Genomic DNA, 12499 nt, shown 5'->3' on the forward strand with positions numbered 1-12499 from the left:
TGGGAGCGGGCCGTTACTTGAGCTGGGCGTCGGTGTAGTAGCCGCCCTTGACCAGGACGTCCTCGTAGTTGGACTTGTCCACGCTCACCGGCTGGAGCAGGTAGGCCGGCACGACCTTGGAGCCGTTGTCGTACGTCTTGGTGTCGTTGACCTGCGGCTTCTTGCCGTTGAGCACGTCGTCGACCATCGTCGAGGCGACCTCGGCGAGCTTGCGGGTGTCCTTGTAGACGGTCTGCGTCTGCTCGCCGGCGATGATCGACTTCACCGAGGCCAGCTCAGCGTCCTGGCCGGTGATGACCGGCAGCGGCTTGCTCTTGGAGCCGTAGCCGTCCGACTTCAGCGAGGAGAGCACACCGATGGAGATGCCGTCGTACGGGGAGAGGACCGCGTCGACCCGCTGGCTCTTGTAGGAGGAGGTCAGGATGTCGTCCATGCGCTTCTGCGCCGTGGCGCCGTCCCAGCGCAGCGTGGTGACCTGGTTGAGCGCGGTCTGCCCGGAGCGCACGACCAGCTTCTTGCTGTCGATGTACGGCTTGAGGACGCTCATCGCGCCGCCGAAGAAGTACTTGGTGTTGTTGTCGTCGTTGGAGCCGGCGAACAGCTCGATGTTGAAGGGGCCCTTGCCGTTCTTCAGGCCGAGCTTGTCGACGATGTAGTTGGCCTGGAGCTCGCCGACCTTGGTGTTGTCGAAGGAGGCGTAGTAGTCGACGTTCTTCGTGCCGAGGATCAGCCGGTCGTAGGCGATGACCGGGATGTGCGCGTCCGCGGCCTCCTGGAGCACGTTGTTCAGGGACTTGTTGTCGATGGCCGCGACGATGAGGCCCTTGACGCCCTGGGTGATCAGGTTCTCGATCTGCGAGACCTGGGTGTCGGGGTCGTCCTCGCCGTAGACCAGCTTGGTCTTGTAGCCCTTGGCCTTGAGGTTCTTCACGACGTTGTTGCCGTCGGCTATCCAGCGCTCGGAGGACTTGGTCGGCATCGCGATGCCGATGGTGCCGCCCTTGGCGCTGCCCTTGTCCTCCTTGCTGCCGCCCGAGCCGTTCTGGCCGCAGGCGGTCAGGGCGAGGGCGAGGGAGGCGGTGGTCGCCATGGCGGCGAGTGCGGCTCTGCGGTTGTGCATGGTCGTCATCCCTTGGTGAGTGCGGGGTCGGTCCGGGCGGTAGCGGTGGAGCGGGGTGGTGCCGTGGTGTGCCGTGGTGCCGGTGGTGCCGGTCGCGCTGCGCGGTGGGGCCGGTGGAGCCGAGTGGTCGACCGAGAACGGTTGTGTGGGATTGTGCGCGGCTGTGTGGGCTTCTGTGAAGCGCAGTTTCCGTAACGTTATGCCGGTGTTTCGAACCGGCTCAGTGCGCCCGGCAGCCGGGAGCCCAGCGGGGCCATGCCGGCGGCCGCTCCGTGGCGCTCCAGCAGGTCCAGCGCGAGCCGGCCGCGGCGCACCCGCTCACGGGCGGTGGCCAGCGCGACCTCGCGCAACTGGTGCCCGTACGGATAGATTCCGGGCGCCTTGGACAGGCCGAACTTCAGGTAGAGCGGGGCGCCGCGCCGGATCAGCTCGGCCACCTCGTACATCCGCACATAGCCGCCGAGGTCGTCGGGCGCCTCGATGTACATGTCCATCGGCGCCGCCGACACCCGCCGTATCTCGGTGAGGTGAGCGAGCGTCAGGTCGCTGGGGACGTTGATGGAGTCCGCGCCCAGGCGCTCGAAGACGGCGAACGCGGCCGGGTTGACCGGGCCGATCAGCGCGGACACCTTCAGCGTGGTGTCGGCCGGCAGGATGCCCGCCGTGCGCGCCCGGTGCAGCGTCCACAGCACGCCCTCGTCGGCCACCAGCAGGCATTTCACGCCCAGTTCGGTGGCCCGTACGGCGTCCTCGACGCACCCGGCGACCGCGTCGTGGCCGCGGGCCCGCAGCCCCGCACCGCGCGAGTCGGAGCGGACCGAGCCGCCGATGTCCCAGGTGCCGCGCGGGCCGGTGAACAGGCAGAGCTCGATGTCCTGTTCGGCCGTGGCGTCCACCATCTCGGTGATCTCGTCGTCGGTCAGCATCCACACGCCGCTGCCCTGACTGATCCGGTGGATCGGCACGTCGAGCCGTGCGGACTCCTTGAGCACCACGGCCAGCGCCTCGGGCCCCTCGCACGAGGGGAGTTCGGTGCGCCAGCGGCCGCCGCCCGGGAAGGAGTGCGGCGAGGCGTCGGCGGGGTCGGGGGCCGGTGCGCCCAGGCCGAGGGTGGTGAGCGCCTGCTCACCGGGCCTGCGGGCTGCCGTGGCGGAAGCGTCGGTCACGGGGTGTCCTTAGTGTCGCTTGTGGTCGTACGCGTTCGACATCTCGAACGAGGTTCGTGCCTTTGGGTACGGAGAAGGGCGGGCGGTGTGGAGAGGGCCGCGCGTGTGCGGAGAGGGCCGGGCGGTGCGCCGGACGCGGCGCCGTCGGGTCGCACCGCGCCCGGCGCGTGGTCCGGCGCAAGGTCAGGGCCGGAGCAGCACCTTGCCCACCTTCGGGTCGCCGGACCCGGCCAGGTCGATGGCGCGTGGGAAGTCGGTGAGCGGCAGCTCGTGGGTGACCAGCGGCAGCGGATCGAGCAGCCCCGTCGCGAACACCCGCACCGTGTGCGCCCAGGCGTCCGGCGGCGCCCCGAAGACGGTGTGCACCTCAAGCTGCCGTACGACGAGGTCGGTCGGGTCCAGGCCCTCGGCGCCCGGTGCCGGGATGCCGGTGAGGACCAGCCGCCCGCCGCGCCGGAGCAGCCCGGCCGCGGTACGGGCCGCGTCCGCCGAACCGGCGGTCTCGATCACCACGTCGAAGCCGCCGGGGAGGTCCTGGTCCTTGGTGCGGAAGTCCGTGGCGCCGAAGCGCCGGGACAGCTCCTCGCGGTCGTCGCGGGTGCCCACCACCAGCAGCTCGGCCGGGGAGTTCGCCCGCAGGAACTGCACGGCGAACATCCCGAGCGTGCCCGTGCCGACCACGGCGACCCGCTCACCCGGCCGGGCCTGCGCCTTCAGCGCTGCGGCCGCGACGCAGGCGGCGGGCTCCAGCAGGGCGGCGGCGGTGAGGTCGGCGTCGTCCGGCAGTACGTGCAGCAGCCGGGCCGGGAGCGTGAGGGTGCCGGCCATCGCGCCCGGCTGGGTGAAGCCCGTCTCCTCGTAGCCCGCGCTGCACAGGGTTGTCTCGCCCGCGTGGCAGCGGTCGCACACCTGGCAGTTGCGGAAGCCCTCGCCCACCACCTTGCGGCCGGCGAGGCCCCCGGGCACCCCGGGGCCCACCCGCAGCACCGTCCCCGACCACTCGTGGCCGGGCGTGAGCGGGTAACGGACGTACCCCTCGGGCCGGTTGCCCTGGTACACCTCGCGGTCGCTGCCGCAGATGCCGGCCGCGTGCACGGCGACCAGCGCCTCGCCGGGACCGGGCTCGCGCGGGGTGTGCGGCACGAGCCGGTGCGCGCCGGGGGCGTCGACGACGACGGCGGTGCCGGCCCCGGCCGGTTCGCGGCTCACCGGGCGTCCTTGGGGGCGCGCTTCTCCCAGCCCTCGGCCCACAGGTCGAAGTGGGCCCGCTGCTGCGGGAATTCGGCCGCCGCGTCGGTGTCCAGCTCCACGCCGAGGCCGGGCGCGTCGGAGAGGTGGAAGCAGCCGTCCTCCGGGTCCACCGCGGGGGCGCCCTTGACCACCTTCTTGATCTCCGCGTCCGCGAAGTCGTTGAAGTGCTCCAGGATCTTGAAGTTGGGGGAGGTGAAGCCGACCTGGAGGGAGGCGGCGGTGAGCACGGAGCCGCCGACGTTGTGCGGGGCGACGAGCATGTAGTGGGTCTCGGCCGTCGCGGCGAGCTTGCGGGTCTCCCAGATGCCGCCGATGTGGCCGACGTCCGGCTGGATGATGTCGACGGACTGGTCCTCGAACAGCTCGCGGAACTCGATCCGGTCGTGGACGCGCTCGCCGGTGGCGACCGGGATGTCCACCTTGGCGGCGACCTTCCGCAGCGCCTTGAGGTTCTCCGGCGGGCACGGCTCCTCCAGCCAGGCCGGCTTGAACGGCGCCATCTCCCTGGCCAGCCGCACGGCGGTGGCGGGGGAGAAGCGGCCGTGCATCTCCAGCATCAGCTCCGCGTCCGGTCCGATCGCGTCCCGTACGGCCTCGATGAGCGAGACGGCGTACAGGGTCTGCTCGTGGTCGAGTTCGAAGTGCCCGGTGCCGAACGGGTCGATCTTCAGCGCGCGGTAGCCGCGCTCCACGACCCCCTGGGCGGCCTTGTGGTAGGCCTCCGGGGTCCGCTCGGTGGTGTACCAGCCGTTGGCGTACGCCTTGACCTTGTCGGTCACCTTCCCGCCGAGCAGCTGCCAGACCGGGACGCCGAGGGCCTTGCCCTTGATGTCCCAGCAGGCCATCTCCACGACCGCGATGCCGGACATCACGATCTCACCCGCGCGGCCGTAGTCGCCGTACTTCATCCGGCGGACCAGGTCCTCGACGGCGAACGGGTCGGATCCGAGAATGTGGTTGGCCTCGGCCTCCCGGAGGTAGCCGATCAGAGCGTCGGTGTGGCCCAGCATCCGGGTCTCGCCGACTCCCGTGATGCCCTCGTCGGTGTGCACCTGGACGTAGGTCAGGTTGCGCCACGGCGTACCGACCACGTGCGTGCTGATTCCGGTGATGCGCACGGCAGTTGCCCCTCAGCTGTTCGATATTTCGTCACACGTTCGAAATGCTGGCGTGACATTAAGGATGGGGCGCGGGGGGTGTCAATGGGGCGAACAGGTAACGGTTTCGGCAAGGCTTTCGAGAACTCTTCCGGTCCCCCACAGAATCTCCACAGGGGGCCCTAGGAACGCCGTACGCGCGGAACTTACTCTTCCGGCGTCATGAACTACTGCCACCCGTGCCGCCGCCACCTCAACGGCGCCCTGGTCTGCCCAGGCTGCGGAACACCGGCCGAAGCCCGGTCCCTTCCCACCGAGGGGGCACACGCCTCGGCCCAAGCGGGTGCGCCGGGCGGGAACTTCGGCTACGGGGGCGGAGCCGAGGCCGGGGCATGGGGCGGGCCCGAGGCCGGAGTCGAGGCCGGGGCCTGGGGCGGCGACTGGGCCGGAACGGGGGCCGTGGCCCGGGCCGGGGCCGAGTTCTGGGCCGGGGGCGAGGCCACGGAGGCGGAGGCCGGGCGCGGCGGCGCTGACGCGCACCGGACGTCGCCGACCCGCGCGGAACGACGCCGGGGGGCCGGCGCGGAGGGCACTCCCCACGCCGTGCCCCCTTCGCACGCCACCGGCCCTCCCCACACCGCGGGCGCGCACCACGCGGGTTCGGTGGGCCACGCGGATGCCGGGGGCTACGGCGGTCCCGTGGGCCACGCGGGTGCCGGGGGCTACGGCGGTCCCGTGGGTCCGGCGGGCGCCGACGGTTTCACCGGTCCCGCAGGTGCCGGGGGCTACGCCGGTCCCACGGATCCTGCGGGTGCCGGGGACTACGGCGGCTCTGCGGATGCCGGGGGCTACGGCGGTCCCGCGGGCCCCGGGCGTCCCGCGGGCAACGAGGTCGCCGCGGGCCACGCGGGTGCCGCGCATCCTGCGGGTGCCGGGGGCTACGGCGGTCCCGCAGGTCCTGCCGGTGCCGAGGGTTTCACGGGTTCTGCGGACGCCGGGGGCTACGGCGGCCCTGCGGATCCTGAGGGCGCCGAGGGCTACGGCGGTCCCGCGGGCCCCGGGCGTCCCGCGGGCAACGAGGTCGCCGCGGGCCATGCGGACGCCGTGGACCATGCGGACGCCGTGGATCACGCGGGCGCCGCGGGGTCGGGGCGGGGCGCGGCCGGTGCGAGTCGGCGGGATCGGAAGGCGGCGGCTCATCGCAGGCGCAGACGCCGCACGCTGCTGATCACCGCGGGGTTCGCGCTGGCGGCGGGTGGGCTGAGCCTGGCCGAGCTGGGCGTGGACGCCCCGGGCCTGCCCGGCTTCTCCAGCCCGCGGTCGGCCGAGGCCGGCGCGGCCGCGGACGGCGCCGCGACGGCATCCCCGGGGACGGGGGAGGGCGGGACCGCGCGGCCGGTGGGCGGCGCCTCCGGCGGCGGTACGGCGGGCGCCCCGAACGCCTCGAAGTCCGCGTCCCCCTCCGCCTCCGCGAAGGGCAGGAAGCCCGAGCCGGGCAAGAGCGGGTCGAGCTCACCCGGGCCGTCGGCCCCGGCGAGCGGGGGCGCCGTCACGGGCACCGGCGGCGGCTCGTCCCCCACGGCCCCGGCGGGGTCCCGCCCGACACCCACCCCGAGTACAGGGCCCAGCTCACCGAACCAGACCCCGGCCCCGAAGCCCACCCGGACCTGCAAACAGTTCCTGTGGTGGTGCACGTGACCCGCCCCGCGGGCGGCGCGGACCCGCGCACGCGGGCCCCCGGGACTACGTGGTCAGCATGCGCCGCAGCAGGTCCCGCAGCGACAGGCGTTCCTCGTCGGTCAGGCCGGCCAGGGGCTCGCGGGCGAAGCGGAGGCCGTCCCTGAGTTCCCGGGCCACGCGGCTGCCCTCCTCCGTGGCCGCCGCCAGCTTCACGCGCCGGTCGGCCGGGTCGGGGCGCCGCTCCACCAGCCCGCGCGCCTCCAGCCGGTCCACGATTCCCGTCACGTTCGACGGCTCGCACTTCAGCTTCTGCGCCAGCTTCCGCATCGGCAGCGGCTCCAGCGACAGCATGCTCAGCAGCCGCGCCTGCGCGCCGGTCAGCGCGTGCTCCCCGGCGGCCTCCTCGTAGTCCTCGTAGAACCGGGCCACGACGTCCCCGATCAGCTCGACGACCTCGAGGGTCAGTGCGTCCGGACGGCGGATGTTGGGTGCGGTGGCCATGGGTCCAGGGTACCCCTTTACTTGACATCCTGAAATATTCAGGCGCATGTTGTTTCAGGTACTGAAGTATTTGCTCCGTGCGGCGGTACACCCGAAGAGAGGCACCACCATGTCCGACACCCCCACCCTCCCTGCCACGAGCCGCGAATGGCACCTGCTCAGCCGGCCGGTGGGCTGGCCGAAGCCGGAGGACTTCGCCCTGGTCGAGGCCGCGCTCCCGCAGCCGGCCGAGGGCCAGGTCCTCGTACGCAATGAGTACCTCTCCGTCGACCCGTACATGCGCGGAAGGATGAGCGCGGCGAAGTCGTACGCGGCGCCCTACGAGCTGAACAAGCCCATGCAGGGCGGCGCCGTGGGCCAGGTCGTCGCCTCGAACGCCGAGGGCGTCGCGGTCGGCGACCACGTGCTGCACTTCGGCGGCTGGCGCGAGTACGCCGCCGTCGACGCCGCCCAGGCCGTCAAGGTCGATCCCGACGCCGCCCCCCTGTCGGCGTACCTCGGCGTACTCGGCATGACCGGCCTCACCGCCTACGCGGGCCTGCTGCGCACCGCCTCCTTCAAGGAGGGCGACGCCGTCTTCGTCTCCGGCGCCGCCGGCGCGGTGGGCAGCCAGGTCGGCCAGATCGCCAGGCTCAAGGGCGCCTCACGCGTCATCGGCTCGGCCGGCTCCGACGAGAAGGTCAAGCTGCTCGTCGACGAGTACGGCTTCGACGCGGCCTTCAACTACAAGAACGGCCCGGTCTCCGAGCAGCTGCGCGCCGCCGCCCCCGACGGCATCGACGTCTACTTCGACAACGTCGGCGGCGACCACCTCGAGGCCGCCATCGGCTCCCTGAACCAGGGCGGCCGCATCGCGGTCTGCGGCATGATCTCGGTCTACAACAACACCGAGCCCGCCCCCGGCCCGCGCAACCTCGCCCGCCTGATCCAGACCCGCGGCCGCATCGAGGGCTTCCTGGTCGGCGACCACTACGACCTTCAGCCCCAGTTCGTGCGGGAGGTCGGCCCCTGGGTCCGCGAGGGCCGCCTGAAGTACCGCGAGACCGTCGTCGAGGGCGTCGAGAACACCCTGGAGGCGTTCCTCGGAGTGCTGCGCGGCGACAACACCGGCAAGATGATCGTCAAGCTGGGCTGACGCCGGCCCCCGCACCGGGCCGGCGCCCGCACCGGGCCGGCGCCCCCCGCCCCGGCCCCGTCAGCCGCCCAGGGCCGCCTCGTGGACGGCCCGGGCCAGCCGGTCGTTCTCCGTGGCGGCCCCGCCCGGGAAGGCCGGGGCCGCCCCGCCCGGGAAGGCGAAGCGGCGCCTGGTGTAGCCGTAGGCGAGGCCCGTGGCCGGGTCGGCGAAGGCCTGCGACCCGGCCTCGCCGCTGTGGCCGATCGCGCCCGCGCCCAGGAACGGGTGCCAGGTGTCCGCGGTGGCCTGGAAGCCGAGGCCGTACGACCGGTGGCCGCGCGCCACCACGTCGTACCCCACGGAGTGCAACTGCCCGAACTCCGCGACCGTGTCCGGCTTCAGCAGCGGCGCCTTGCCGTCCACCTCGCTGATCGCCGCCGCGTACAGGCCCGCGAGCCCGCGCGCGGAGGCCACCCCGCCCACCGAGGCCGGCCCCCCGGCCCGGACCGCCCGCTCGTTCGGCAGGCTCTCCAGGCCGGTCGGCTCGGCGCCCTGCCGGTTGAAGGCGACCGACGGCAGCGAGTGCGGCCCGCCCGGCGGCTCCTCCAGCAGCGCCCGCTGCGTGGGCGTCGGCGCCATCGGCCGCACGCTGCGGAAACGGGGCTCCAGGGCGGCGGGCAGCCCCAGGAAGAAGTCCAGGCCGTAGGGGACGCGGACGCGCTCCTCGTGCAGCTCCTGGATCGTCCGGCCGGTCGCCCGCCGTACGATCTCGCCGGCGAGCGCGCCGATGACCAGGGCGTGGTAGCCGAAGGCCGTCCCCGGGCGCCAGAACGGCCGCTGGTCGGCCAGGCGCTCGGCGATCACCCGGTCGTCGGCCAGCTCCGCCGCCGTGAACCCGGTGTCCGTGCCGACCACCCCCGCCCGCTGCGCCAGCAGCTCGCGCAGTGTCAGCGAGCCCTTGCCCTCGGCGGCGAACTCCGGCCAGTAGTACGTCACCTTGCGGTCCAGCTCGAGCGTGCCGTCCTGCACGAGCAGCGCGACCACGAGGTACGCGGCCCCCTTGGTGGAGGAGTACGCCGCGTACAACGCGTCCCGGCCGGCCCCCGCCCACAGGTCGACCACCGGCCGCCCGTGCACGTAGGCGCACAACTGGCCCTCGTAGTCGGGCCGCTGGGCCGCCACGAACGCGGCGAACTCCTCCCGCACCGGCTCGTAGCCGTCGGCGACGGTGCCGTGGATCTCCTGGGTCTGGCTCATGCGCTCTCCTCGACCTGACCGCTGACCACTGGTGGGACTTGCGTGGATCGGTACGGCGGGCCCGGCCCGTTCGACTCAACGCCCGGCCCGAACCGTGGCGCGAAACCCTCGGTAAAGTGTGACCATGCGTGATCTCGGGGCGGGTTTCGGTCAGCTGCTGAAGGGCCAGCGCTGGATGGCCCGGCACGGCAGGTCCTACGGCTTCGGCCTGCTCCCCGGCCTCATCGCACTCGTCCTGTACGCGGCGGCCCTCACCTCGCTCGCCCTGTGGGGCGAGGACGCCGTCACCTGGGCCACCCCCTTCGCGGACGGCTGGGACAGTCCCTGGGCCGGCCTCTTCCGCGGCTTCCTCACCGCCGTGCTGTTCGCCCTCGGCCTGCTGCTCGCCGTCATCACCTTCACCGCGGTCACCCTGCTGATCGGCCAGCCGTTCTACGAGAGCCTCTCCGAGCGGGTCGACCGGGACGTCTCCCCGGACGGCACCGCGCCCGTGTCCGGGCTGCCGCCCTGGCGCGAGCTGTGGATCTCCGCCCGCGACAGCCTGCGCGTCCTCGTGCGGGCCGCGGTGTGGGGCGTGCTGCTGTTCGCCCTCGGCTTCCTGCCGTTCGTCGGGCAGACCGCCGTACCGGTGATCGGCCTCTTCGTCACCGGCTTCTTCCTCACCGAGGAGCTGACCGCGGTCGCCCTCCAGCGCCGGGGCGTGGAACTGCGCGAGCGGCTGGCCCTGCTGCGCTCGCGCCGGATGCTGGTCTGGGGCTTCGGCACCCCGCTCGCCCTGGCCTTCCTGGTGCCCTTCGTCGCCGTGTTCCTCATGCCGGGCGCGGTCGCGGGCGCCACCCTGCTCGCCCGCGACCTGCTCGGCGAGGACACCGACGAGGGCGCGCTCACCTCGCCGCCGCAGTCACCGCCACCGTCAGAATCGCCCGCACCTGCGCGATGATGTCCAGCCGGTTGCGCACGAAGCCCGGATCGGTGACCGTGCCCGTCGCCGGATCGGTGTTGCCGGGCCCGAACTCCAGCACCGGAGTGTGCACATGGCCGCCCGGGAGCACGTCGTGCAGGCCCAGGCGGTCGCGCAGCAGGGTCGCCCGGTAGGCGATCTCGTTCGACAGGTAGTCGCCGCCGGAGCCCGCCCGGGCCGTGGAGCCCGGGGTCGGGCCGTCCGGCCGTACGACCGGGGCGGTGCCGCCCGCCGGGATCTCGGTCACCTCCGTGTGGTCGAAGACGGGGAACCGGCCGGTGCCGGCGGTCACGATGTCCCCGTACGGCAGGGTCGTCGTCGTCCACTGCGGCTGGGAGGCCGGGTCGGTCACCGGGACGGTCCCGGTGCTGCTCACCCGGTCGTTGTCCGGGAAGCCGCCGCGCCAGGCGCCGTTGGTGCGCTCCACGTCGAAGCGGCCCACGCGGCCCTGGCTCACGGTGGTGAAGAGGGCGGCGGCGGGCAGGTACGGCCGCAGCGTGCGCTCCACCGTCCCCCGGGCGAAGTCCCCCCAGCGGACCGGGAAGACGACGGTCTCCACGCGCGCGGGACCCCGCGGAGTCCGGATCACCGTGCCGTCGAGCGCCAGGGCCGCGGCCCCGGAGGGGTTGGAGATCCGGATGTCCCGGTCCAGCGTGAACGGGTCGAACCCGGTGAGCAGGACGAGCCTCGGCGCGCGAGGCGCCCGCGGGCGGCCGAGGTCGGTGGCGCCGCGCGAGGTGCGCTCCAACTCATCGAGGAGCGCGGCCCGTTGACCCTCGCTGAGCGCGAACGGCGGCTGCCAGGTGCGCACCTGCCGGGTCATGCCCAGGCGCGCCCAGTACAGCGGCCGGTCGTCGTCGCGGCTGAGGTCGCCGCCCGCCGGACCGCGCCCCTGGGCACGGTCCACCGCCCGCCGCCACAGCGCGGTGCCCTGCCGTACGACGACGCGCCGGGCCTGCGCGTAGGAGCGGGCGTCGCTCAGCGCCCGGCGGAAGCCGGCGGGCACGGCGTCGAACCCGGAGCGGCGGAGTATCTCCTGGGGGACCGGCTGGTCGAGGCGCTGCTCCTCGACGGTGGGCGGGGGAGCGGGGGCGGGGGCCGGGCCGGCCGTCGTCGCGGTCGCCGCCGTGACGGGGGCGGCGCACAGGCCGGCCACCAGGGCCAGCCCCACCGCTGCGATCCGAACACGCAGGGAAGTCAAGGGAGTTCAGGTCCTTCCGTCGCCGTGGGGGGAAGCGTGGTGCCGGGACGCGCGCAGTATCGCGTGACGGAAGTGACGTACGCCATGGGGCAGGGGTCGTTTGTGAAGGGTTCGTACGAGGTTGCCCGCGGTCCGCTCGAACGCCGGGCACCGGATGCCCGCGCCGATTAACGTCTGGGACGGGACGACCCTCCCCACGAGCAGCCCCGGCCCGGGACCTGACCCTGGGCCGGGGCTTGTCGCGTCGCGGGACTTTGCGGTATTCCGTCCTCTTTGTCAAGCCCCGAATTCGTGGGTCATGACCGGGTGGGACCGCCGACGGTTCAGTTGTAGCCAGATCCCGAGAACGGCTCGGGACGAACCGCACCACGGTGCGAGCCACTACCGACCGGAGGCGATTCCCATGACTGCTGCCAACCGTTCTTCCTTCAAGCGCCGCCTGACCATGCTGGCCACCGCCACCACCCTCGCCGGCGGCGCGGTCCTCCTGCCCACCAGCGCCTTCGCCGCCCCCATGGCAGCCCCCCAGACCGCCCACCACATGCCCACCCACCACGGCCACGGCCTGGGCAATGTGCAGGGGGGTAATGGTGCGGGCGCCGGGGCTGGTGCCGGGGCTGGTGCCGGGGCTGGTGCCGGGGCTGGGGCTGGTGCGGGCGCTGGGGCTGGTGCGGGCGCTGGTGCTGGTGCGGGCGCTGGGGCCGGTGCTGGTGCGGGTGCCGGTGCTGGTGCGGGTGCCGGGGCTGGGGCGGGCGCGGGTGCTGGTGCTGGTGCCGGTGCGGGTGCCGGGGCTGGGGCTGGTGCGGGCGCTGGTGCTGGTGCGGGCGCTGGGGCCGGTGCTGGTGCGGGTGCCGGGGCTGGGGCGGGCGCGGGTGCTGGTGCTGGTGCTGGTGCTGGTGCGGGTGCCGGGGCCGGTGCGGGTGCTGGTGCGGGCGCCGGTGCGGGTGCCGGGGCCGGTGCGGGCGCTGGTGCGGGCGCTGGTGCGGGCGCGGGTGCGGGCGCTGGTGCGGGCGCGGGTGCCGGGGCGGGTGCTGGTGCGGGCGCGGGTGCCGGTGCTGGTGCAGGGGCCGGGGCTGGTGCCGGAGCCGGCGCCGGCGCCGGGGCCTGAGTGACAGGTCGGCCGTGAGCGCACCCGCGCTCACGGCCGGCAC

Annotated in this window: 11 protein-coding genes and 1 pseudogene; 4 read left to right on the forward strand and 8 right to left on the reverse strand. The window is 73.6% G+C overall.

All coding sequences use genetic code 11. From position 1 onward, the window contains the following. Positions 1-13: 13 nt before the first annotated feature. From chvE to IE217_RS22505, 4 genes are all read right to left on the reverse strand, one after another. The gene (gene chvE, locus IE217_RS22490) at positions 14-1120 is read right to left on the reverse strand and encodes a multiple monosaccharide ABC transporter substrate-binding protein (protein WP_190179715.1); all 1107 of its coding nucleotides are present in this window, start codon (positions 1118-1120) and stop codon (positions 14-16) included. A gap of 197 nt (positions 1121-1317) precedes the next feature. Next, positions 1318-2286 (reverse strand): glycosyltransferase family protein, encoded by a 969-nt coding sequence (locus IE217_RS22495; protein ID WP_190179716.1) that lies wholly within the window; start codon positions 2284-2286, stop codon positions 1318-1320. 183 nt (positions 2287-2469) lie between these two features. Next, on the reverse strand, positions 2470-3495 hold the full coding sequence (locus IE217_RS22500; protein ID WP_190179717.1) for a zinc-dependent alcohol dehydrogenase: 1026 nt from the start codon (positions 3493-3495) through the stop codon (positions 2470-2472). Beyond that, positions 3492-4655, reverse strand: a complete 1164-nt coding sequence (locus IE217_RS22505) for a mandelate racemase/muconate lactonizing enzyme family protein (protein ID WP_190179718.1) — start codon at positions 4653-4655, stop codon at positions 3492-3494. Before IE217_RS22505 ends, IE217_RS22500 begins: the two co-directional genes overlap by 4 nt. A 201-nt stretch (positions 4656-4856) precedes the next feature. On the opposite strand from IE217_RS22505, the pseudogene IE217_RS35545 reads away from it, so the two are divergent. Next, positions 4857-5192, forward strand: a pseudogene (locus IE217_RS35545) (SCO2400 family protein); the annotation flags it as partial. Between the two features lie 638 nt (positions 5193-5830). Here the strand turns inward: IE217_RS35545 and IE217_RS22510 are convergent. Together IE217_RS22510 and IE217_RS22515 are read right to left on the reverse strand one after the other, a co-directional pair. After that, on the reverse strand, positions 5831-6307 hold the full coding sequence (locus tag IE217_RS22510; RefSeq protein WP_190179719.1) for a hypothetical protein: 477 nt from the start codon (positions 6305-6307) through the stop codon (positions 5831-5833). Between the two features lie 70 nt (positions 6308-6377). Continuing rightward, positions 6378-6815, reverse strand: a complete 438-nt coding sequence (locus IE217_RS22515; RefSeq protein ID WP_190179720.1) for a MarR family winged helix-turn-helix transcriptional regulator — start codon at positions 6813-6815, stop codon at positions 6378-6380. A 109-nt stretch (positions 6816-6924) separates the two neighbouring features. Here IE217_RS22515 and IE217_RS22520 point away from each other — a divergent pair, with 109 nt between their 5' ends. Then, a complete protein-coding gene (locus IE217_RS22520) occupies positions 6925-7950 on the forward strand; it encodes an NADP-dependent oxidoreductase (RefSeq protein WP_190179721.1) in 1026 nt (341 codons plus the stop codon). Positions 7951-8010: 60 nt separating this feature from the next. Here the strand turns inward: IE217_RS22520 and IE217_RS22525 are convergent, their stop codons facing one another. Continuing rightward, positions 8011-9186 carry a serine hydrolase domain-containing protein gene (locus tag IE217_RS22525; protein WP_190179722.1) on the reverse strand — a complete coding sequence of 392 codons (1176 nt, stop codon included), beginning with the start codon at positions 9184-9186 and terminating at the stop codon, positions 8011-8013. Between the two features lie 124 nt (positions 9187-9310). Between IE217_RS22525 and IE217_RS22530 the strand changes: the two genes are divergently transcribed. Further along, positions 9311-10126, forward strand: a complete 816-nt coding sequence (locus IE217_RS22530) for an EI24 domain-containing protein (RefSeq protein WP_190179723.1) — start codon at positions 9311-9313, stop codon at positions 10124-10126. On the opposite strand, the gene IE217_RS22535 is transcribed toward IE217_RS22530, so the two are convergent. Next, the gene (locus IE217_RS22535) at positions 10071-11348 is read right to left on the reverse strand and encodes a pyroglutamyl-peptidase I (protein ID WP_190179724.1); all 1278 of its coding nucleotides are present in this window, start codon (positions 11346-11348) and stop codon (positions 10071-10073) included. The two genes, IE217_RS22530 and IE217_RS22535, sit on opposite strands and share 56 nt — an antisense overlap. Positions 11349-11920: 572 nt before the next feature. Between IE217_RS22535 and IE217_RS22540 the strand changes: the two genes are divergently transcribed. Continuing rightward, a complete protein-coding gene (locus IE217_RS22540) occupies positions 11921-12460 on the forward strand; it encodes a hypothetical protein (RefSeq protein WP_190179725.1) in 540 nt (179 codons plus the stop codon). Positions 12461-12499 lie beyond the last annotated feature (39 nt).

The sequence above is a fragment of the Streptomyces naganishii JCM 4654 genome, from assembly GCF_014650575.1.
Taxonomy (GTDB): domain Bacteria; phylum Actinomycetota; class Actinomycetes; order Streptomycetales; family Streptomycetaceae; genus Streptomyces; species Streptomyces naganishii.

What these genes read in the sequence shown, in the direction of transcription:
- chvE (WP_190179715.1), bottom strand. Translation starts at nt 1,120, where the DNA reads ATGCACAACCGCAGAGCCGCACTCGCCGCCATGGCGACCACCGCCTCC.
- IE217_RS22540 (WP_190179725.1), top strand. Translation starts at nt 11,921, where the DNA reads ATGTGCAGGGGGGTAATGGTGCGGGCGCCGGGGCTGGTGCCGGGGCTG.
- IE217_RS22515 (WP_190179720.1), bottom strand. Translation starts at nt 6,815, where the DNA reads ATGGCCACCGCACCCAACATCCGCCGTCCGGACGCACTGACCCTCGAG.
- IE217_RS22520 (WP_190179721.1), top strand. Translation starts at nt 6,925, where the DNA reads ATGTCCGACACCCCCACCCTCCCTGCCACGAGCCGCGAATGGCACCTG.
- IE217_RS22530 (WP_190179723.1), top strand. Translation starts at nt 9,311, where the DNA reads ATGCGTGATCTCGGGGCGGGTTTCGGTCAGCTGCTGAAGGGCCAGCGC.
- IE217_RS22525 (WP_190179722.1), bottom strand. Translation starts at nt 9,186, where the DNA reads ATGAGCCAGACCCAGGAGATCCACGGCACCGTCGCCGACGGCTACGAG.